Annotated in this window: 15 protein-coding genes; 12 read left to right on the top strand and 3 right to left on the bottom strand. The window is 61.4% G+C overall.

All coding sequences use genetic code 11. The features are described 5' to 3' along the window. Positions 1–101 precede the first annotated feature (101 nt). Together glmS and ASD83_RS11390 are read left to right on the top strand one after the other, a co-directional pair. Positions 102–1,928, top strand: a complete 1,827-nt coding sequence (glmS, locus tag ASD83_RS11395) for a glutamine--fructose-6-phosphate transaminase (isomerizing) (protein ID WP_056310933.1) — start codon at positions 102–104, stop codon at positions 1,926–1,928. An 87-nt stretch (positions 1,929–2,015) separates the two neighbouring features. Then, the gene (locus ASD83_RS11390) at positions 2,016–4,076 is read left to right on the top strand and encodes a M3 family metallopeptidase (protein ID WP_056310930.1); all 2,061 of its coding nucleotides are present in this window, start codon (positions 2,016–2,018) and stop codon (positions 4,074–4,076) included. A 166-nt stretch (positions 4,077–4,242) separates the two neighbouring features. Here the strand turns inward: ASD83_RS11390 and ASD83_RS11385 are convergent, their stop codons facing one another. Both ASD83_RS11385 and ASD83_RS11380 read right to left on the bottom strand, forming a co-directional pair. After that, the gene (locus ASD83_RS11385; RefSeq protein ID WP_056310928.1) at positions 4,243–6,159 is read right to left on the bottom strand and encodes a DUF5054 domain-containing protein; all 1,917 of its coding nucleotides are present in this window, start codon (positions 6,157–6,159) and stop codon (positions 4,243–4,245) included. Positions 6,160–6,170: 11 nt separating this feature from the next. Continuing rightward, positions 6,171–7,211, bottom strand: a complete 1,041-nt coding sequence (locus tag ASD83_RS11380) for a LacI family DNA-binding transcriptional regulator (RefSeq protein WP_244489153.1) — start codon at positions 7,209–7,211, stop codon at positions 6,171–6,173. A 304-nt stretch (positions 7,212–7,515) separates the two neighbouring features. On the opposite strand from ASD83_RS11380, the gene ASD83_RS11375 reads away from it, so the two are divergent. The 6 genes from ASD83_RS11375 to ASD83_RS11350 all read left to right on the top strand — a co-directional run bounded on the left by ASD83_RS11375 (position 7,516) and on the right by ASD83_RS11350 (position 14,588). Then, the gene (locus ASD83_RS11375; protein WP_056310925.1) at positions 7,516–8,865 is read left to right on the top strand and encodes an extracellular solute-binding protein; all 1,350 of its coding nucleotides are present in this window, start codon (positions 7,516–7,518) and stop codon (positions 8,863–8,865) included. Positions 8,866–9,147: 282 nt separating this feature from the next. Continuing rightward, entirely contained in the window at positions 9,148–10,050 is a 903-nt protein-coding gene (locus ASD83_RS11370; protein ID WP_056312347.1) for a carbohydrate ABC transporter permease, read from the top strand. Between the two features lie 3 nt (positions 10,051–10,053). After that, entirely contained in the window at positions 10,054–10,884 is an 831-nt protein-coding gene (locus ASD83_RS11365) for a carbohydrate ABC transporter permease (protein WP_056310923.1), read from the top strand. A 6-nt stretch (positions 10,885–10,890) separates the two neighbouring features. Next, a complete protein-coding gene (locus ASD83_RS11360; RefSeq protein WP_056310921.1) occupies positions 10,891–11,994 on the top strand; it encodes an ABC transporter ATP-binding protein in 1,104 nt (367 codons plus the stop codon). A gap of 3 nt (positions 11,995–11,997) precedes the next feature. Beyond that, the gene (locus ASD83_RS11355; protein ID WP_056310919.1) at positions 11,998–13,404 is read left to right on the top strand and encodes a CehA/McbA family metallohydrolase; all 1,407 of its coding nucleotides are present in this window, start codon (positions 11,998–12,000) and stop codon (positions 13,402–13,404) included. A 188-nt stretch (positions 13,405–13,592) separates the two neighbouring features. After that, positions 13,593–14,588: a LacI family DNA-binding transcriptional regulator gene (locus ASD83_RS11350; RefSeq protein ID WP_082561129.1), complete on the top strand. Its 996-nt coding sequence runs from the start codon at positions 13,593–13,595 to the stop codon at positions 14,586–14,588. Between the two features lie 153 nt (positions 14,589–14,741). Here the strand turns inward: ASD83_RS11350 and ASD83_RS11345 are convergent, their stop codons facing one another. Continuing rightward, entirely contained in the window at positions 14,742–15,767 is a 1,026-nt protein-coding gene (locus tag ASD83_RS11345; RefSeq protein ID WP_082561128.1) for a LacI family DNA-binding transcriptional regulator, read from the bottom strand. A gap of 211 nt (positions 15,768–15,978) precedes the next feature. On the opposite strand from ASD83_RS11345, the gene ASD83_RS11340 reads away from it, so the two are divergent. From ASD83_RS11340 to ASD83_RS11325, 4 genes are all read left to right on the top strand, one after another. Next, positions 15,979–18,759, top strand: coding sequence for a glycoside hydrolase family 2 protein (locus ASD83_RS11340; protein WP_056310915.1), 2,781 nt, complete (start codon positions 15,979–15,981; stop codon positions 18,757–18,759). Between the two features lie 242 nt (positions 18,760–19,001). Beyond that, entirely contained in the window at positions 19,002–20,084 is a 1,083-nt protein-coding gene (locus ASD83_RS11335) for an ABC transporter ATP-binding protein (RefSeq protein ID WP_056310913.1), read from the top strand. Between the two features lie 92 nt (positions 20,085–20,176). Then, complete coding sequence (locus ASD83_RS11330; RefSeq protein ID WP_056312346.1) at positions 20,177–21,451, top strand: extracellular solute-binding protein; 1,275 nt, start codon at positions 20,177–20,179, stop codon at positions 21,449–21,451. 150 nt (positions 21,452–21,601) lie between these two features. Continuing rightward, positions 21,602–22,483: a carbohydrate ABC transporter permease gene (locus ASD83_RS11325; RefSeq protein WP_056310911.1), complete on the top strand. Its 882-nt coding sequence runs from the start codon at positions 21,602–21,604 to the stop codon at positions 22,481–22,483. The last annotated feature ends 53 nt before the right edge of the window (positions 22,484–22,536 follow it).

Here is a 22,536-nt window from a genome sequence, read left to right as displayed (position 1 = left end):
CCGTGCCGGGCATTTGTGATTCCGGCGTTGACTGCCGTCAATGCCGAGGGGTTTTGCCCCGCCTAGCGTCCGTATAGCAGCCTCATATTCGGGAGCGAAAAATGTGCGGAATCGTTGGAATTGTCGGCCATGAACCAGTGGCGAACCGTCTGGTCAGCGCCCTGGCGCAGCTTGAATATCGGGGCTATGACAGCGCCGGGATTGCGACCCTCGACCATGGCGAAATCCAGCGGCGACGCGCTCCGGGAAAGCTCGTGAACCTTGCCACTAAACTGGACCTCGATCCGCTGGCCGGCACGATCGGCATCGGTCATACGCGCTGGGCGACGCATGGCGCGCCCACCGAAATCAACGCCCATCCGCATGCGACGCCGCGCGTTGCGGTGGTGCATAACGGGATCATTGAGAACTATCGCTCGCTGTTGGTCGATTTGGCCGCCGATGGCTATCTGCCGCTGACCCAGACCGATAGCGAAGTGGTCGCCATGATGGCGACGCGCTGGATGGATCTGGGCCTGTCGCCGGTTGCCGCGGTGCAGGCAACGGTTTCGAAGCTGCAGGGGGCGTTCGCGCTGGTGTTTCTGTTCCATGGCGAAGAGCAACTGCTGGTGGCGGCGCGGCAGGGTTCGCCGCTAGCGGTGGGCCATGGCGAGGGGGAAATGTTCCTGGGGTCGGACGCGCTGGCCCTGTCGCTTTTTACCGACAAGGTGACCTATCTCGAGGAAGGAGACTGGGCCGTGGTGACGCCGGGCAAGGCGTCGATCCGCAGCCGCGAGGGGTCGAGCGTCAACCGCGTCGTGCATCGGACCAATGCTTCCTCGAACATCGTCGAGAAGGGGCAATATCGTCACTTCATGCTCAAGGAAATCCACGAGCAGCCGGACGCCGTTTCGCGGGTCATCGGCCGGTTCGTGGATCGGGGTGCGCGGACGCTGGCCGTAGAGGACCCGTTCTCCTTCGATTTTGCGGCGCTGTCGCGGATGACTGTTTCGGCTTGTGGCACGGCTTATCTCGCCGGGGTTGTCGGGAAGTATTGGTTCGAGCGCTATGCTCGGCTGCCGGTCGATATCGATGTGGGTTCGGAGTTCCGTTATCGGCAGCCGCCGCTGGCGCCCGAGGGATTGGCGCTGTTTATCTCTCAGTCGGGCGAGACGGCGGATACGCTGGCGGCCCTGCGCTATTGCGCCGCCAATGGCCAGCATATCGCCAGCGTCGTCAATGTCGAAGAGTCGACCATTGCCCGCGAGTCCAAGTCGGTGTTTCCGCTGCGCTGCGGCCCCGAAATCGGGGTTGCTTCCACCAAGGCGTTTACGACGCAGTTGGCGACGCTGGCCTGCCTGTCGGTTGTGGCCGGACAAGCGCGCGGGGTGCTGGACGCTGGCGCGGTGGCGGAACTGGTGACGGCGCTCGAAGCTTTGCCCGGCTCCATTGCCGGTGCGCTTCTTGTCGAAGAGGAAATTGCCGAGATCGCCCGGGGCATCAGCAAGGCCAGCGATGCGCTGTTCCTTGGGCGCGGAGCGCTCTATCCGATCGCGCTCGAAGGGGCGCTAAAGCTCAAGGAGATTTCCTATATTCACGCCGAGGGCTATGCGGCGGGGGAACTCAAGCATGGGCCGATCGCGCTGGTCGATGAAACCATTCCGGTCATCGTTATCGCGCCATCCGACGAATTATCGGAGAAGACGGTTTCCAATATGCAGGAAGTAGCCGCGCGGGGCGGGCGCATTGTGCTGATCACCGACGCCGAGGGTGCGGAAACGCATGGGGGCATGGCCAACCAATGTATCGTCTTGCCGCAGGTTCATCCGTTCATAGCGCCAATCGTCGCGGCAATCGCGGTGCAATTGCTCGCCTATCACACCGCGGCGCATCTCGGCGCCGATGTGGACCAGCCGCGCAATCTCGCCAAGTCGGTGACGGTGGAATAGGGCGAAGTATTTGCGGCAAAAGGGACAAGTGCACTTGTCCCTTTTCGCCCCCGATCCCATTCTCTCCTCCAAAGGAGAGTTCTAGGTATGACCAATCCGTTTTTCGAAGAGTGGGCGACGCCGTTTGGCGTGCCGCCTTTTGCCCAGATCAAGACCGAGCATTTCAAGCCGGCTTACGAGGCGGCGCTGAAGGCGCATGAGGCCGAGATATCAGCTATCGTGGGCGACGCTGAGGCTCCGAATTTTGAGAACACCATTGCGGCGCTGGAGCGTAGCGGGGCGGAGCTCGATCGGGTTGATCTCGTCTTCTCGCAGCTCGCTTCGGCCAATACCGATGAGACAGTGCAGGGCATTGAGCGCGATGTCTCACCGCTTCTCGCCCGGCATTGGAATGCGATTTTCCTCAGTCCCGCGCTCTTTGCACGGATCGATGCGCTTTATCAAAAGCGGGGAGAGCTTGGGCTGGATGCCGAGGCCCTGCGGGTGCTGGAGCGCTATCATCTCGATTTCGTCCGCTCCGGGGCAAAACTGTCGCTGGCTGATCGGGAACGCTTTGCCGGCATCGTCGAGCGGCTTGCCGTGCTCGGTACGGAATTCGGGCAGAACGTTTTGGCCGACGAACAGAATACGGTCTTTGCTCTGAGCGAAGCCGAGGTCGACGGATTGCCCGATTTTGCACGCGCGGCGGCAGCGGAGATGGCGCGGGACAGGAAGCTCAATGCACCTTACGCGGTGACGACGTCGCGTTCGAGTGTCGAGCCGGTGCTGCATTTCGCTCGGGACCGTGCGGTGCGCGAAAAAGTGTGGCGCGGATTCGTGAAGCGCGGTGCCAATGGCAATGAGAGCGACAATCACGCGATTATCGGCGAAATCCTGCGGTTGCGGGGCGAGCAGGCGAAATTGCTCGGCTACGAAAGCTATGCGCATTACAAGCTCGCCGACAGCATGGCCGGAACACCGAAGGCGGCGCGGGGCCTTCTAGAACAGGTGTGGAAGCCGGGGCGGCAGCGGGCGCTCGACGACCGGATGGCGCTACAGGGGCTGATCGACGAAGAGGCTGGTGGTTTTGCGCTGGCGGCCTGGGATTGGCGCTACTATGCCGAGAAGCTTCGGTTGGCGCGCTACGATTTCGATGAGAACGAGATCAAGCCTTATCTCGAACTCTGGAAGGTGGTGGAGGCCGCTTTCTATGTGGCCGAGCAATTGTTCGGTGTGCGCTTTGTCGCGCGCGAAGATATCGAGGGATACCATCCCGATGTGCGCGTCTGGGAAGTGCAGCGCGAAGGGCGGACGATCGGCATTTTCTATGGCGATTATTTCGCTCGCGCCGGCAAGCGCAGCGGCGCCTGGATGACCTCGTTCCGCAAGCAGGCCAAGCTCGATGGCGCGGTCATTCCGCTGGTGGTCAATACCTGCAATTATCTGAAACCGCCTGAGGGGCAGCCGGCTTTGCTGTCCCTCGACGAAGCGCGGACGGTCTTTCATGAGTTTGGCCATGGGCTACACGGGCTACTGTCGAATGTGACCTATCCGCGGATTGCCGGCACCAGCGTGGTGCGGGATTTTGTGGAATTGCCGTCGCAGCTATATGAGCATTGGCTGGAGTCAAAGCCGGTGCTGGCGCGTCTCGTGCATTATCGTACCGGCGAGCCCGTTTCGCAGGCACTGCTCGACAAGATGACGGCAGCGGGCAAGGCCAATAAGGGCTTTGAGACGGTCGAGTTCGTGTCTTCGGCACTGCTGGATATGGACTATCACGCGGCGCAGATCGCCGAGAACGAGGATATTCCGACGCTGGAGCGCAAGACGCTCGACGATATCGGCATGCCGGAGGAAATCGCGCTGCGCCATGCCAGCACGCATTTCCTGCATCTCTTCTCGGGCGATGGCTATGCGGCGGGCTATTATAGCTATCTGTGGTCGGAAGTGCTCGACGCCGATGGCTATGGGGCGTTCGAGGACGCTGGCGATCCATTCGACAAGGCGACGGCGGATCGGCTTTACAAGTATGTCTATTCGGCTGGCGGCTCGCGTGATTATGCGGAGGCCTATCGCCTGTTCCGCGGACGCGATCCCGATGTGCGGGGGCTTCTGGAAGACCGTGGGCTGGCTGATCTGATCCCGATTGAGGATGGGGTGGCGGGGTAAGGGGATAGCCCTCATGGTGAGGTGCTTTGCGCCAGCAAAGCCTCGAACCACGAGGGCGTTCTCCCAATGCCTAAGTGCCACGTCCTCGTGGTTCGAGGCTGCGCTTCGCTGCGCACCTCACCATGAGGACTACTGGGGGCAATGAGGATTGCTGGAACGTCGATGATTACTGGAGCGTCAGCACGAACCGGAATTTTGCGTCGCCTTCCCACCACATGGGGAAATTGGTGCCCCATTTGTTGTTGTAGAGATTGACGCGCAGGCCGCCGGAGAAATCCGGGCGTTCGGGCTGGAAGGGGATGAAGGGCGCGGCGGCGGGGGCGACGAGTGCAGCATCGAGGAGGGTCAGGTTGAGGGCCTGCCCGCCAGAAGTGGTCTCGACCGCTTCGACGGCCTGCAATTGGCCGCCGCCCCGAGGGGTTATGGCCTTGCTGTCATGCCAGAGGCCTAGTTTTTTCAGGCGCCAAGCTTCTCCGCCTTGCGGGGTGAAGCGGAAGAAGCCGGCTTCGGGCATTCGGTTGGCGGGCTTTTCGCGCAGGGTGAGGGTAATTTCGACCTGGCGGTCGTTTAGACCGCGCAGGGTGATATCGCAGCGGGCGGGAGCGCCGATTTCGGCGTGGGCGGTGGGCGGCAAGGTGGCGGTGCTGGTCGCGCCCGTAGTGCCTTGCGAGATCGGCGATACGGCTTCTGTTCGGGCCGTGCGGGCCTTGCCGAGGCCGGGTTTGTCGTGGTCGAGAATGGCCCATTCCTGCCGATGCTGCAGGTAGGAGTCGAGGTGCTTTTGCAGCTCGTTCCAGTCGTAGCTTTCGTGCGTGTAGCCGAAGAGTAAGCGGTCCTTGCCCTCGATGCACGCGCCATCGGGGGCGGTGAGAGCGGCGATGCTGCCTGTCGCCGGGTCCAGTTCGGCGGTCCAGCCGCCATTGCTTAGGGTGGCGCTTGAGCCAGTGGGTTCGGCGGCCGGCGTAACCGTCGTCTCGCTGAGAACGCGGTCCGCCGCCTGCCGGTCGGCGGGGGCAAGTTCGGCCAGCGCTACGTCGATATAGGCGCGTTGTTCGGCCCAGGACTGCTCGGAATAGGCGAAGCGGTAGTCGGCCTGACGCGCCGTGTCGAAGTCCTCGCGGTCCCAGGCTTTATCGTCGCGGAGATAGGTTTTGATATCGATGCCCCAGGTGTGCTCGGCAACCTGGGTCAGGCCGCGACCGAAGGCGCGGCGGGTTTCGGTGGGTTCCCAGCCGTCATAGAGGCGCTGCAGGGCACGAAAACGGGCGAGCTTTTGTGGATCGGTGGCTGTGCCGTGGATCCAGCTATCGCCGATCTCGTCGGTGACGACCGGGAAGGTTTCGCGGCGCTTCCACATTTCGGCGCCGAAGGCGTCGAGGGTCGATGCCGTGACCATCACATCCGGGCTTTCGTGGCGGATGTGGCGGACGGTTTCGACTGTCTGGGCAACGCTTTGCGGGCCGATATTGTCGCTGGTATGGGCGAAACTGAGGCCGATTTCCGGGCCGGCGGGAAAGTCCGTCGCGCCATAGGAGGCCTGATACATGACGACGATCTCTTCGCCGCCGGGGGCGCGCCAGCGGAAGATGGGCGGCACGTCGGGAACGGGACTGGCGGTGTTGACGCCCAGATGCAGGAAATTGACGCCGGCTTCGGCAAGGATCGGCACCATGCCCAAGGTGTGTCCTGGCACGTCGGTCATTTTTGCTGCTGTGGTCTTGCGGCCGAAGCGCTGGTCGAGCTCCTGCGAGAAGGAGAGCCCGGCGCGGAAGAGGGCGGGCGACATCAGTTCGGTATGGGTGGTGAAGGGCAGAGCGTGCCAGGTGATCAAGCCGCGCTCGATGGCGCGTTCGAGTCGCTTTACCCGTTTGGCGTCTTGGGAATGGAGATGATCCCAGATCAGCCAGGCGCCTGTGGTCCAGATGAATTCGGGCTGCTCGGGGTTCTCGGCGTAAAAATGTTCGCCGGTGGCGATGGCCTGCGGAATGAACTGGTTGTGGTACTGCGCCCGGACGCGCGTGGCGTGGTCGGTGAAGCCGATATCGAGATGGGTCTTGAAAACGAGGTGGATCTGTTTGGTCATGGCAAAGGGTTTCAGCCGACCGTGCCGCGCACGACGAGCCTGGTGTTGAGGGTTTCCTGAAAACCCGGAGCATCGGGGTTGTTGAGGCGGCGGAGGATGAGGCGGACAAGGGCGCGCACGCGCTCATCGAGATCGAATTTCACGGTGGTGAGATTGTAGCTTTTCCAGTGCGACTGGGCGATGTCGTCGAAGCCGACGACTTTTACGTCCTCGGGGACGCGCAGTTTCAACTCATGGCGCAGTGCATCGATGACGCCGAAAGCGCCGACGTCATTGGCGGCGAAAATGGCATCGGCGCCATCGCCGACGCGGAAGAGGTCTATGGTCGCCTGATAGGCTGCATCATAGCCGAAGTCGCCCCGCGCCACGACAGGGGGGGCAAGGCCGCGATCGGCCATGACTTGACGCAGAGTGCGTTCGCGCGAACCGTTGGCGCGGGATTTTTCTGCGCCGGAGAGGTAAGCGATGCGCCTGGCGCCAAAGCCTTGAAGCAGGGCGATGGCCTGATCGATACCATCGCGTTGCAGCACATTCAGCCGATCATGCAGCGGTTCGCCTTCGGGCTCCACGCTGGCGCCGGGCAGGGGGTAGTGCACATAGATGGGTACGGCGCGATCAAGGAAACGCGCCAGGGTATGCGGCTTGACGTTTTCGACGAAGGCGATGACCGAGTCAGGATTGAAGCCGCGCATATAGGCGAGCAATTGCTCGTCCATGGAATAGTCGGTGCGCGTCTTGAACAGCAGGGTGGCAAAGCCCTCGGCCTGGAGGGCCGTGGTCAATGCGTCGATTTCCTGGCTTTCCCAATGGCTGCACACATCGGGCACGATGACCCCGACCAGATGCGACCGGCCACTGACCAAGGCCCGCGCGGCGCGGTCGGGCGTATAGTTCAACTCCTGCGCGATTTTCAGGATCAGCTCACGCTTTTCGGGCTTGAGCGAGGTGTGTGGATTGAAGGCGCGTGACACGGCGACGCGCGAAACCTGGGCCCGCGCGGCAACCATTTCGGCAGTCGCCCGCCCACGCGGAAGCTGGTCGCTGTCGGTCACAAAAAACCTCCCGTTCACCCATTCGGGATGAAAACGTGTTCAATTCAATGGCTGTAAGGGAGCCTCTCGTCAAGTTAGCTGTGAAGCGGGTGACTCGCAATCGATGCGCGGATTGTCACCGCAATGTCTTGGAAACCTGCCATGCAGCAGATGCGCCTGTCGCGTCCGTTTTCAGTTCTGCGAATTCTCCGCATTGACGAGAAATGAAAACGTGTTCATCCTTTAACGGCCGGACGCGGGGAGCGGCCTGGCCAATATCGGCTACCGGAGAATTCGGAGCCACCATTTCGGGAGGATTTCTACGATGAACAATCGTATGCGCGCGCTTGCGCTCGGCCTTATCGGCGCCACCTCGGTCGCCATTCCTGCCTTTGCCGTGGATCTCAATGTCACGTGTCGCTGTGTGATCGGCGGCGTGAACAGCGGCACGGCCCAGTGGATCGAAGAAAGCGTCATTCCGGCGTTCGAAGCGGCCCACCCGGACGTCAATGTGACGCTCAACCAATTTGGCGGCGAAGACGCGCAGCTCACCCAGCAACTGGCGCTCGATTTTTCGACCGGCGCCGGCCCCGACGTTTCCGCCTTTGATGGCTTCCTCATCCCATCCTTTGTGGAAGGCGGTCTACTCAAGTCTCTCGATGAGGTGGCTGGCCCGGAAGTCAACGATTGGTCCGGCTGGGCGGCGCTGTCCGACGGTTCGCGTGCCTTGATGGAATATCAGGGCAAGTTCTACGGTATCCCGCTGGGGACCGACGTGCGCATGATCCATACGCGCAAGGACATTCTCACCGAAGCCGGTATCGACGGTGACACCTGGCAGCCGACATCGTGGGAAGAGGTGCTCGACGCCGCCCGCGCCATCAAGAAGATCAAGCCCGACAGCTTCCCCATCCAGCTCAACGCGGGCGTCGCCATGGGCGAAGCCACGACCATGCAGGGCTATTGGCTGGCGCTGCTCGGTACGGGCGAAAAGGTGACGGACGAGAATGGCAAATTCGTCGTTTCGAGCCAGGGCATTCTCGACACGCTCAATCTCTACAAGACCATCTATGTCGATGAGCAGCTTGGCGACCAGCGCGCCCAGCTTCTGGCCGATGGCCGCAACCGCTCCTTTGCCAATTTCCGCGATGGCGTGACGGCGCTGCTGTTCGAAGGCGACTATTTCTACCGTTCGGTCACCCCGGAAGGTTCGGAATTCGCCGTGCCGAACCGCGACGAGGTTATGGGTTGGGCCAAGGTTCCGGCCAAGGAGCCGGGTGCCGGTATCAATGGCCAGGATTTCGTGACCATTTCGGGCGGCACGGGTTTTGTGATCAACCCCGCGACCGACGCGCCCAAGGAAGCCTGGGCTTTCCTCTCGTTCATGAACGAGCCGGACATGCAGAACGCCTTCCAGGCGATCCAGCCGCGCATCACGGCCCGCACGGACATTGAAATCCCGAACAGCCCGTTCCTGACGGAAGCCAGCCAGACGCTGCTGCCGCTGACCACGGCGCGTCCGAACGATCCGAACTACAATGCCGTGTCCTCAGAAATCCAGCGCATGACCGAAGCGGTGGTTTCGGGCGAACTCTCGCCGGAAGAGGCCATGGCTCAGTATAAGGCCGCGGTAACAGCCATAGTCGGCGAAGATAACACTGTCAGCCTGCTCTAGTCCTCCCACCTCGGCCCGGTGCCCTTCGGGGTGCCGGGTTTGCGGGAGACTGAAGCTCGCAAAATTGGTCGCCGGGCCTAAGCAATCACAAGATGTCATCCCGGCGAAGGCCGGGACCCATCCTGAGATCTCGAGATGGGCCCCGGCCTTCGCCGGGGTGACAATCGGGGTGATGGATAGTGTTTTCCATTGCCTAGAAGCGCCTCCTCGCCGCCCAGCGGAGAGAAAACCAAGAGTGATCATCCCATGACCACCGAACCCATCGAGGCCAAGCCGAAGAAAGTGCGCAATTTTGCGCTGCTCTCCAACCGCGCCGGCGCCGCGTTCCTGACGCCTGCCGGCCTGTTGGTCTCGGTCTTCGTCATCGTACCCTTCTTCTGGGTGATTTTTGTCTCTTTCACCAATCGGACGCTGCTCGGGCGCACGGCGCTCAATCCCGAATTTGTCGGGTTGGCCAACTATCTCTCGCTGTTTGATCCGGCGACGTTCTTCCAGCGTGGCCAGTTCGGCTTTTCGCTGATCCTGACGACGCAATTCGTGCTGGCTTCGGCGCTGCTCGGTCAGGCGCTGCTGGGTCTGCTGCTCGCCTGGCTGATCCAGACCGTGCCGCCCTGGGTCAAACGCATCACCGAAACCTTCGTCATCGCCGCCTGGATATTGCCCGAAGTGGTTATTGGCTTTGCCTGGTTTGCCTTCCTCGATCGCGATTCTGGTACTCTCAACATGCTGCTCGAAGGGTTCGGCCTGCCGCCCGGCGATTTCCTGTTGGATCAACCCTTCTGGGTCATCGTCGTGTTCAATACCTGGCGCGGCGCGGCCTTCTCGATGATGCTGTTCAACTCGGCCTTTTCGTCAATTCCGCCGAGCTATTTTCAGGCGGCGGACGTGGCCGGCGCATCATCGTGGCAAAAGTTCCGGGATATCGGCCTGCCGCTTATTCGCGGGCATATCGTCACCGATCTCATCCTCATCACCATGTGGACTTTTAATACCTTCACGCCGTTCCTGCTGACGAATGGCGGGCCGAGCTACCGGACGGAACTGGTGTCCATCTACAATTATCGCGTCGCCTTTCAGGACTTCCAGTTCGGCAAGGGCGCGGCAGTGGGCGTGATCATGATGCTGATCAATCTCGCTTTCGCGCTGATCTATCTCAGCATCGGCCGCAAGAAGAAGGTGCGCTGAGACATGAAGCTGACCATTCCCGCCTTTGTCGGCCGCATCGCCTTTTCCGCGCTCGCCGCGCTGATCGGCGCCATCTTCGCCCTGCCGCTGCTGTGGTTCCTGTTCGCGCCGTTCAACGCGCGGGCTGAACTGGGCCTCGCGCTACCGGATCCATGGACGCTGAATAATTTTGTGACGGTCTTCGGCAATTCCTATGCCGTGCAGGCGCTCTGGAACAGCTTTATCCAGGCTGTCGGCGGTGTCATTCTGGTGGGCGCGGCGGCGACGCTGGCTGCTTATGCGCTTTCCCGCTCGTCTATCCCCGGCAAGGGCGCCGTCACCTATATTCTGCTGCTGTTTTCCTCGGTCGTGTCGGGTTCGGCGGCCATGGTGCCGATCTTTCTGATCGTCTCGGCGGCCGGGCTGATGGACACACATCTGGCCGTGATTCTGACCTTCGCCGGTGGGCTCTTGCCGACCGCCATGTTCATCCTGCGCGATTTCATCGACTCGATCCCAAAGTCCTACGAGGAAAGCGCCATGGTGGCGGGGGCCTCGCCGGTGCAGGCCTTTTTCGATGTGGCGCTGCCGGTCATCCGGCCGGGCATCGTGGTCATCGTCGTATGGAGCTTTGTGAATATCTGGGGCTCGTTCCTGATCCCCTTCATCCTCCTTCGCAGCGATAGCAACATGCCGGCTTCGGTCGCCATCTACTCGTTCTATTCGGAAGCGGGCACCCCCATCGTCACGCTCCTGGCAGCCTATTCGCTGATCTATTCGCTGCCGGTCATCGCTCTCTATCTCTTCGTCAGCTGGAAGTTCGGCTTCCGGTTCTTCGGCGGCATCAAGGCTTAAACATCCATGGCATCTGTTGAATTCAAAAACGTCACCAAGAGCTTTGGCGAGTTTAGGGCAGTCTCGGACGTCAGCTTCGATATCGGCGACGGGGAGTTCGTCTGCCTCCTCGGCCCCTCGGGCTGCGGCAAAACTACGTCGCTGCGCATGATGGCGGGGCTCGAAACGCCGACTGCCGGGCAGATCTTCATCGGCGGGGATGAGGTGACCCACCTCCACCCCAAGGACCGCAACATCGCCATGGTGTTCCAGGATTATGCGCTCTATCCGCATATGAACCTCGCCGATAACATTGCCTATCCGCTCAAGGTGCGCGGCGAGCCCGTGGCGCAGCGCCATGGGCGGGCCAAAGAGGTCGCCGATGTGCTCAAGATCGGGCACCTGATGGATCGGCTGCCAAGCCAGATTTCCGGCGGCCAGCAGCAGCGCACTTCGCTGGCCCGCGCGCTGGTTTATCCGGCAAAAGTCTATCTCTTTGATGAGCCGCTTTCCAATCTCGACGCCAAACTGCGGCTTGAGGCACGGGGCTTCCTCAATCACCTGCAGCGCGACATGGGCATGACGGCTGTTTACGTGACCCACGATCAGGCCGAGGCCATGGCACTGGCGACGCGTATCGCCGTGATGGATCAGGGGCATATCGTGCAATTTGCCTCGCCCATCGAGATCTATCGCCGGCCATCGACGACGTTTGTAGCCAATTTCGTCGGCAATCCGCCGATGAATCTGGTCGAGGTGGAGGGCGCCCAGATCGACGGCAAGTTGGCGCTGAAGGCCGAGGGCCTGACCATTGATGGTCTCGCCATGACCGATGCCATCGGCAAGGCTCTGGCGACGAGCGGCAAGCTAACGCTGGGCGTGCGGCCGGAGCATCTGGGCATTGCGGAAGTGGGGGCCATCAACACCATCACGGCGCCACTCTTTGCCAATGAGAATATGGGGCCGGAAAGCCTGGTGACCGTGGACCGTGGCGACAGCGCCCGCGTTACGGCACGCATCTTTACCGACGATCATCTTGATCTCTCGAAAGTGGTCACCCTCAGTTTCTCGCATGAGCATGTGCATCTCTTTGACAGCGCTGGCATGCGTATCCCGGCCTTGGGAGAATAGGTCTTGTCCAAGACTATCACCGCCCATGTCACCCGCGCCGATCAGGCGCGGAATCCCTATTTCTATGTTCCGTTCGAGGTGCCTGACGGCACGACGCGGATCGAGGTGGTGCTGGCCTATCCCAAGGCTGAAGATTGCATCGTGGATCTCGGCGCCTTTGACCCGCGCGATACTGGCTATCCTACAATGGAAGGTTTTCGCGGCTGGAGCGGTGGGGCGCGCGATCGCTTTTTTCTTGCCACCGACGACGCCACACCGGGCTATATCCATGGCGAAATCCAGCCGGGGACGTGGAACGTCATTCTGGGGCTCTACAAGGTTCCTGAAGCCGGCACCGATATTACGGTGACCATCAGCCTTGATGCATCGCCGCGAAAGCTTGAACCGCAGCCGGCTCGGATCTTTCCGGTGCGCAAAGGGGCTGGTTGGTATAGGGGCGACCTCCATTGCCACACATTTCACTCGGATGCGCGCGGCGCGCCGGAATTGTTGCATGCGGCAGCCAAGCAGGCCGGGCTCGATTTTCTGGCCATTGCCGACCACAACACCACTACGCAGCGGCGCTATTTTCATCCCAACTCGTCGCCCGACCTGGTTTTTGTGCGTGGCATGGAGGTCACGACGGCCGAAGGACATGCCAATGTCTACGGTGTCGATGAGTGGATCGACTTCCGCATGACCAAACCTTCCGATGCGCATGTGCTGGCGGAGCTGGTGCACGAGAAGGGTGGGCTGCTGTCGATCAATCATGACAAGCCACCCATTGCCTGGGACTACGAAATGCCCGAGGCTGACTGCCAGGAAGTGTGGCAATCGACCTGGCTTGCGTGGAACTGGATTGCGCTTGATCGGTACCAGCAGCGGCTGGCTTCGGGCCTGAAGCTTTCTGCCATTGGTGGCTCGGATTTTCATCAGCCGGATCGGCTCATGCCCGAGGGCCCGCTGGTTCTGGCGCGACCGGCGACGGTATTCTGGCTGCCCGAGCTCAGCGAGGATGCCGTGCTGGCAGCGATGAAGTCCGGCTATGGCTATGTCACTGAAAATCCGGGTGGACCGCATCTTGAGATCCGTGCCGGCGACGCGGTAATGGGCGGTACGGTCGAGAGTTTGACGCGGCTGGACGTCGTGGTGCGCGGGGCTGCAGGTGATCGGCTTGTGCTCATTGATGCGACGGGCGAGATCGCTGCGGTGGATATAGTTGGTGACGACCATTCGGCGACCATCGCCGTTGAACAGGCACAAAAATTCGTTCGGGCAGAGATCATTGCGGTGGCCAGCCGCGAACGGCTGCTGGGCGAATATGCGAGCCTGATTGAAGGCCGCGAATTGCCCTGGCAGCTCAAGAATGTCGATGTCGCCGGCCAGCCTATCCGCCGAGCACTGAGCAATCCCATCTATATCGGCCCCTGACGGCACAGGCGGCTCTGGCACGCGCCCTCGCCCAGAAACTCGGATGTTCGGTAACTTGCTAATATTAGCTGATCGTGTATTAGCTTTTTAGCGTCCAGCTTCCGAGTGTCATGCCTCCTCCAAGCCGCACATTGACGAAACCGAGCCGCTCCGGGAGAGAAACCGGGTCAAATTCGCGCCGGGTTACGATGACCGACATCGCGCGGGAGGCCGGCTGCTCTCAGGCGACGGTGTCGTTTGTCATAAATGATGCGCCGGGGATCAGGTTGTCGAGCGAGACGCGGCTGCGGGTGCTCGAGGTGGCGCGGCGGCTGGGGTATGGGTTGCCGCAGGTCAGGGTGGAGGCGAAGCGGGGGCGAAGGGTTGGGCGGATCGGGTTTGTGGTCGATCAGTTGGCGACGAGCCCGGAGGCGGTGCAGGCCATTGAAGGGTTGAGCCAGGCAGCGCAGGATCTGGTGTTTGTGGCGCAGAGCCGGAACGATCCCGAGGTCGAGGCGGAGCTGATCGAGACCTTTGTCGAGCAGGGGGTTTCGGCGCTGGTCTATATGACGATTTTTACCCGCGAGGTGGAGCTGCCGCTGGCGCTCAGAAATCTCGATGTGCCGGTGCTTTTGCTCAATTGCTATACGACGGGCCAGTCCTATCCTGCGGTGGTGCCGAGCGAAATTGCCGGCGGGCAGCGGGCGACGCATCATCTGATCACGCGCGGACATCGGCGGATCGCAACGGTTACGGGCGAAATCTGGATGGAGGCGGCGCAGGATCGCTTAAAAGGCTATCGGCGGGCGCTGGCGACGGCGGATATTCCGTTCGATGCGGAGCTGGTGTTTTCGGGCGACTGGTCGGCCAGCGCTGGGTATGAGGCGACGCGAAAAATCCTCGATCTGCCGGAGGTTCCGACGGCGATCTTTTGCCAGAACGATCGTATGGCGATCGGCTGCTACGAGGCGCTGAAGGAGGCGGGGTATGAGATCCCGCGGGATATGTCGGTGGTGGGGTATGACGACGAGGAAATTGCGCGGCATCTGCATCCGCAATTGACGACGTCGGTGCTGCCTCATCGGGCGATGGGGCAATGGATCGCGGAGCAGTTGGCTGACGGGGAAGTGGATAGCAGGTATCCGTTGACGAAGCTGGAGTGCCCGCTGGTGGAGCGGGCTTCGGTGGATAAGCCGCGGGGGTAGGGGCAAGAAGAGAAGGCCCCCTCACCCGGCCCTGCGGGCCGACCTCTCCCCCAGAGGGAGAGGTGAAGAGGTGGCTCCTTGTCGCGGAGCGACACCTCGCCCTTGGGGGAGAGGTCGCTGCGAAGCGGCGGGTGAGGGGGCCTTTTTGCTCTCTCAACCTCTTGGCGGTGCTATCGAATTTCGCTCCACGAACTCGCATTCGATCTTGAGTTTTTGCATGCCTTCATCGGCGTCTACGTCGCCGAAACCGTCGAGCAATTGGCCGACGGCCCAGCGGGCCATTTCGTCGTGGGGGAGGATCATGGTCGAGAGGGGCGGGTCCATGCTGGCGGAAATGTCTTCGTTGTCGAAGCCGACGATGGAGAGGTCTTCGGGGATTTTGAGGCCGAGGATGCGGGCGGCTTCATAGCAGCCGATGGCCATGCGATCGTTGAAGCAGAAGATGGCGGTGGGGCGATCGGGGCGCGAGAGCAGGGCCAGAGCGCGTTCGCGGCCGGCGCGGATGGACCAGCCGCCGAGGGTGACGAGGCTTTCATCGACCGGAATGCCTGATTTTTCCATGGCTTGCCTAAAGCCTTTTTCGCGGTCCACGGCGGCTTCGGCGGTGTGGTGCTCGCCGGCGAGATGGGCGATGCGGGTGTGGCCGGCCTTGATGAGCGCGTCGGCTGCCGCATAGCCACCGACGATGTCGCCGGGGACGGCGGAGGGGTGGCGCAGGCGCTTTTCGTAGCAGTTGAGCAGCACCAGAGGCAGGGTGGAAAAGGCATTGGGAACAATGACTTCGCGCGTCATCAGCGTCGTGTAAATAGCGCCGATGGCGTTTTGGGCGACCAGCATATCGAGACCGGCCTGTTCCAATGCCGGGTTGTTGCCGGTGCAAAAAGTGGCGACGGTGACGTCCTGCAAGGCGGCTTCGTCGCGGGCGCCTTCGAGGAACTGGGCGGCGAAGGGCGTGGTGGACACCTCGTCGATGAAAAGGCCAATGACGCGCTGGCGGCCGGCGGGGACGGCGTGGGCCTTGCCGCGGCGATAGCCCAATTGGTCGGCGGCTTCCTGCACGCGGCGGCGGGTGGCTTTGGAGACGCGGGCATTGGGAACGCCGTTGAGAACCAGCGAGACCGTGGCCTGGGAAACCCCGGCCAGTTCGGCCACGTCATGCATGGTTGAGCGCTTGTCCACCTGAGCTCCCGGGTGCGGGGATAGATTCCCCTCTGTGTAAGCCAATTGCTAGCAGACTGTTAGCATCGAGATCAGCGTTTCAGCGAATTGGTTACAGCCCGCGCGAGGCTCTTTTTACATCAGTGATGCTGTCGTTTTCACCCTCTTGCCAAGCGTGTCGTTTCGACCCTATGGTGATAATAATATAACTAATACGCTTGAGGAAGAGATTATGAATCTGGGTCGTGCTGTCGCTACGGAGGCCATCGACGCGCCGCGCAAGAGCTTGTCGCTGGATGGTGTCTGGCAGTTCAAGCACGAGGATGGTGCCTGGCGCGAAGCGCATGTGCCCCAGCCCTGGCAGGCCGAGTTTTCCGATCTCGTCGATACTTTTGGGCACGCCGTCTACAAGCGCAGTTTTGCCGTGCCGGCCGGATGGGACCGGCAGGAACTGGTGTTGCACTTTGGCGCGGTGAGCTACTTTTGCGAGGTGTTTCTCAACGGGCAGAAACTCGGCAGCCATGAGGGTGCCTTCCTGCCGTTTGAATTTGTGCTCGATAGCAAACTGCTGCGCGGGACGAACGAGGTCGAGGTGCGAGTGACCATGCCCTCGGCCGATCATCGCGCCTTCCCGGACTTCCCGTTTGGCGAAGTGCCGCATGGCAAGATTTCCTGGTATGGGCGGATTGGTGGCCTCTGGCAGTCGGTGTCGCTGGAAGCGCGCGATACACGGCGGCTTGAGGCGGTGGTCATTACCGCTGGTACCGATGGCATTGTGAAGGCCGAGCTTGATTTCTCGGGCGCGGCTGCGGGCCTACCGGTCAAGCTGGCTGTGCGTGATGCCGGTGGCAATGTGGTGGCTGAAAGCCAGGTGACTGCTGCGGCTTCGCTGTCGGTCGAACTAGCGGTGACGGCACCAAAGCTGTGGGGTATCGACCAACCCAATCTTTATACGCTGACCGTGTCGCTCGGCGATGATGTCGATGTGGTCGAAGAGCGTTTTGGCTTCCGCAGCGTCGAAACGCGCGACGGCAAAATCCTGCTCAATGGCGAGCCGATCTATATGCGCGGCGCGCTCGATCAGGACTATTATCCCGACGGCATCTATACGCCGCCTTCGCTGGAATTTCTGGAAGACCAGGCGAAGAAGGCCAAGGAGCTTGGCCTCAACACTCTCCGCTGCCACATCAAGGTGCCGGACCCGCGCTATTATGACGTGGCCGACCGCTTTGGCCTGCTCGTCTGGACCGAAATTCCGAACGTCGCGAATTTCACCTCGAAATCGGCGCAGCGCATGCGCGACACGATGACTGGCATTTTGAAGCGCGATCGCAACCACCCCTCGATCATCGCCTGGACCATCATCAATGAGGACTGGGGCACCCGCATGCTCGAAAATGCGGAGCATCGGCAGTGGGTGAAGGATACATATGACTGGCTGAAGGCCGAGGATACGACGCGGCTGGTGGTCGACAACTCCGCTTGTTTCCCGAACTTCCACGTCAAGACTGATCTCAACGACTACCACTATTATCGTTCGGTGCCGGAGCGGCGGCAGGAGTGGGACGACATCACCGCGCAGTTTGCGGCGGGCGCCGACTGGACTTTTTCGAGCCTCGGCGATGCCGAACGCAGGGGTGATGAGCCGCTGATCGTTTCCGAATTTGGTGTCTGGGGTCTGCCGGACCCGAAGAAGCTGCGGCGCGAGGATGGGTCGGAGCCGGATTGGTTCGAAACCGGGTCGCTCTGGGGCGATGGGGTGGCGCTGCCGCATGGCATCGAGGACCGGTTTGGGGCGCTCGATCTCTCCAAAACCTTCGGCTCCTTCGATGCCTTTATCGAAAACGTGCAGTGGTATCAGTTCATGAACCTGCGCTACGAAATCGAGGAAATGCGCCGCTATTCCTCGATCATGGGCTATGTGATCACCGAACTGACGGACGTGCATTGGGAGGCCAATGGCCTTCTCGATATCGAGCGCAATCCGCGCGTGTTCCACGATGTGTTTGGGACGATCAATGCCGACGTGGTGATCGTGCCGCGTCCGGGGCGCTATTCGGCTTATCTCGGGGAAACGCTTGATATCGAGCTGAAAATCGGTACGGGCGGCGAGACCATTCCGGCTGGCGCGGTGTTGCGCTGGAGCGGGGAAGTTTCGGGTTCGGTTGCCGTGCCGGCGACGGGCAAGGTTTCGACGGCTGATCTCGGCAAGATTGGTTTTGCCCTGCCGCAGGGCGGCGACAATCGTGTGCTGTCCATAGAATTTGCGCTGGAGGCCGGTGGATCGGTTCTCTCGCGCAACACTTGCGAGATCGCGCTTTACCAAAAGCGCGAGACGGCCGGGCGCCCCTCCATCGCCGCTGCCGATTCCTCCCTCGCAAGCTATGCCAGCGGCCTCGGCTACCGTGTGGTACCGGCTGCCGAGGCCGATGTGGTGCTGGTGCATGCGGTGGATGGCGACGATGTGGAAGCCATCAAGGCCGGGGCGCGGTATCTGATCCTGGCGGATGGGACGGTTGAGACCAATCGCAATTTGCGGACCGATATGCCGGATGGGGAATTGCCGCATCGATCGATCGTGGCCGATGGGAAGAAATTCCGGCCGAGCCTTGATCAGCATTTGCCGGGGATCAGTCTGGTTGAGCGTGACGGGACGATTTGGCGGGGTGATTGGATCGCGGGCTTTTCATGGGTGCGGCGCGAGGGGGCTTTTGCAAGCATTCCGGGCGGGCCGATCTTTGATCTGAGTTTTTCCGACGTGGTGCCGCATCACCTGCTTACCGGGTTCAGGCCCTGGGAATTTGGCAACAATGTTATCGCCGGGATGGTTTGCGGCTGGGTGCACAAGCCGGCGGCGATCATTGGCGAGAAGCGGGTTGGGCGGGGTGGCGTTGTGGCGACGACGTTCAGGCTGCTGCGGGAGGCGCCGGGGGCCGATCCGGTGGCGGCGGCGATTTTTGATGGGCTGGTGACGACGGCGGGGGAATTGAAGGTGGATGGGGGAAGTATGTGAGCCACGATGCCCCCTTCTCCCCTTGAGGGAGAAGGGGGCATCGTAGGGGCGGATGAGGGGTATTCGGTGTCATGACTGGCTCCTCTGCGGAGGAGAGATCGCAGACCCCTCACCCTGGAATTTCTTCTGAACGAAGAAATTCCTGTCCCTCTCCCTCAAGGGGCGAGGGGGGCTCCGTGGGTGGGGCGAGATTCAAGACCAGAAGACAGCAAAGCTGCGCTGGTCCCATGAGGAGGAAAGAGATGGCCGATATCGTCCTTCGGGATGTCAGCAAGTCCTATGGCGCCGTGCAGGTGCTGGACAGCGTCAGCATGCATATTCGCTCGGGCGAGTTCATCGTTTTCCTTGGGCCTTCGGGCTGCGGGAAATCGACACTGCTACGGATGATTGCCGGGCTTGAGGCGGTCAATGGCGGGGAAATCCATATCGGGGAGCGCCGGGTGGACCAGTTGCCGCCCAATCAGCGTGGCGTCGCCATGGTGTTTCAGAACTATGCGCTCTATCCGCATATGACGGTGCGCCAGAACATGAGCTTTGGCCTCGAAAACGTCGGCACCGACAAGGCGGAAATAAGCAGGCGTGTCGACGAGGCGGCACGGGTGCTGGAGATCGGGCAATTGCTGGATCGGCGGCCGGCGCAGCTTTCTGGCGGGCAGCGGCAGCGCGTTGCCATTGGCCGCGCCATTGTGCGCGAGCCGGATGCGTTTTTGCTCGATGAGCCGCTGAGCAATCTCGATGCGGGGCTGCGCGTGCGGACGCGGGTGGAGCTGGCGCAACTGCACCAGCGCATCGGCACGACCATGGTTTTCGTGACCCATGACCAGACCGAGGCGATGACGCTGGCGAGCCGGATCGTCGTCATGAACAATCGCAAGGTGGAGCAGATCGGCACGCCCATGGAGGTTTATTCGAAGCCCGCGAGCCGGTTTGTGGCGGCTTTTGTCGGGTCGCCCTCGATGAACTTTTTGCCGGTGACGGCGCTGGCCGATGCCGGCGGGCGGGTTGTCGTCAGTGTCGCCGGCGCAACAATTGCGACGACGATCCCGACGGCGGGCGCTCCGGTTGTGGGGCAGGGGCTGACGTTTGGGGTGCGGCCGGACGCGCTGCGGGTCGCCGAGCACGGCGAAATCCAGGGCACGATTGCGCTGGTCGAGCGGCTGGGGGACCGGACGCTGATCCATACGCGGCTCGGCGACGGCACGGTGGTGGTCGGCGACGATATCGGCAAATCAACGCTCGAAGCGGGGGCGCCGGTTTCGCTGAAAGTCGATGGCACAGCGGTGCATCTCTTTGACGCTGAGGGAACAGCCTATCACGCGGAATAGACCGCAAGAATTTCTGCTGGGCGGAAGACGATAACTGCGCCGCCTTGGCCGGATGAACGCATGCATTGGGCATGTTTTGGGAGGAAGATGTTATGAGACTGTCTTTGAAGCGATTGGCTCTGGTGTCGACGGCGCTGATGGCGCTGACGAGTGCCGCTGCGGCGCAGCAGAATGTGGTCTGGTGGGATTTTCTCGCCGGCGGCGACGGCGTGCGCATGAAGGCGCTGATCAGCGAATTCAACACCGAGCATCAAGGCGAGATCTCGATCGAGAACACGACGCTCGAATGGGGCACGCCGTTTTATACCAAGCTGCAGACTTCGGCTGCCATCGGGGAAGGTCCCGATATCGCGACCTATCACCTCAGCCGCATTCCGCTGGCGGTCGATAGCGGCACGCTGAGCGAAATCACCGATGAAGATATGGCGGGCGCCGGTATTTCCGATGCCGATTTCACCCAGGCGGCGTCGGACGCGGGCAAGGTCGATGGGACGCGCTATGCCGTGCCGTTCGATCAGCATGGGCTCATTCTTTATTACAACAAGGACATGCTCGCAGAAGCCGGTCTGATCGGCGACGATGGGCTGCCTAAGGGCCTCGATGGGCTCGAAAACTTCAACAAGATCCTCGCCGATTTCACCAAGGACGGTAAATACGGCATATCGACCCCGACGGGCGATCGCTACCGCACCATCTATAGCCTTTTTGGCCAGCAGGGCGGTACCATGTTCGACGAAGCCGCGGGCGGCTTCTTCCCGACGGACGAGGATGTCACCAAGCTGACCAATGCCATCGAGGTGGTGAAGGGCTGGGTCGATAGCGGCTATACGCCGGTGCAGGTTGAAAGCCCGGCGGCGCTGGCGCTCTTTACCTCGGGCCAGTCGCCGTTCTTCATCATGGGCAATTGGGAAGTGCCGACCATGGTCGACCTTCATGCCAAGGGCGAACTGTTCGAATGGGGTGCGGTGGAGCTGCCGACGCTGTTCGAGAACAAGGCCGCGTGGTCTGACTCGCATGCCTTCGTCGTTCCGGCCAATGCCGGCAAGGACGTGGATGCCGACAAGCGCGCGGCGGTGATGAAGGTCATCGCCTGGATGGACCAGCACTCGCTCGACTGGGCTGGCGCGGGCCATATCCCGGCCTTCAATGCCGTGCGTGAAAGCGCCGAATTCCAGGCGCTGAAGCCGCAGTCTGACTATGCAGGGTTTGCCGACACGGCCGTGTTCGATCCGCGCACTATTCTGGCGGGACCTGCGGCGCCGCTTGGCGATGCGTGGAGCAACTTCATCAATCCTGCGACGACTGGTGAGATCGAGCCGGCTGATGCCGCCGCGCAGATGCGGGATGATTTGAACGGGCAGCTGTAACCGGCGCCGCAGTCGACACCCTCCCCCTTGTGGGGAGGGATCAAGGGTGGGGGTGAGAGCCACAACATCGTGGCTCCCGTCACCCCCTCCCAACCTCCCCCATCAAGGGGGAGGTGCCCGCCGGTGATTGTGGTTGGATGGGAGGCCAAGATGCTGAGGGACAAACGGCAGGAATATCTCGTGGCGTTGCTGCTGGTGGGCCCGTTTGTGCTCATCTATGGGGCGCTGTTTGACTGGCCGACGATCCAGATGGCCATGCTCAGCTTCACTAAGGCGCCGCTGATCGGGGCGGGGGACTGGGTCGGCTGGGACAATTATGCAAAAATCCTGAGCCACAAGCTGTTTCATCAAGCCTTTTGGAACACCGCCTATTTCGTGCTGCTGACGGTCATTCCCAATACGCTGATTTCGCTGGTCATTGCCTTGGCGGTGAACCGGTTGAAGGGGCCGGTGCAGGGCTTTGTGCTCGCCTGTTTCTTCCTGCCCTATATTCTGCCGGTCTCGGTGGTGTTCCTCACCTGGAACTGGATCATCGACGTGCAATATGGGCTCGTGCAGGGTCTGGTGGCGCTGTTCAATGGCGGCCAGCCGATCTCGCTGACGCGCACCATTCCGCTCTTTATGCCCACGGTGGCCTTCGTCACCATCTGGTGGACGATGGGTTTTAATATTTTGCTGTTCATCGCGGGGCTGCGGAATATCTCGCCTGAGATCTACGAGGCCGCTTCGCTTGATAGCGCCGGGCGCTGGCGGCAGTTCCAGCGGATTACCTGGCCGCTGATCTGGCCGGTCACGGCGCTGGTGCTGACGATCCAGTTGATCGCGCAGCTCAAAATCTTCGATCAGGTTTATCTCTTCTCGATCGGCGGGCGGCAGGACGCGACGATTACGCTGGTTCAATATGTCTACAAGCTGGCTTTCCAGCAGAACAAGGGCGGCGAGGCCGCGACGGCAGCCATGCTGCTGTTCGGGATGATCATCATTCTGTCGGTGCTGCAATATCAGCTGCTGCGTGCACGAGGTGAGAAATGAGCGCCGAAGCAATTCCCAATCGCGAGGTTTTAGCGACCACGCGCAGCCGGGGC

The sequence above is a fragment of the Devosia sp. Root685 genome, from assembly GCF_001427875.1.
GTDB lineage: Bacteria > Pseudomonadota > Alphaproteobacteria > Rhizobiales > Devosiaceae > Devosia.
Note: the sequence above shows the minus strand (reverse complement) of the source record. Positions and strands in the feature narration are given on the sequence as shown.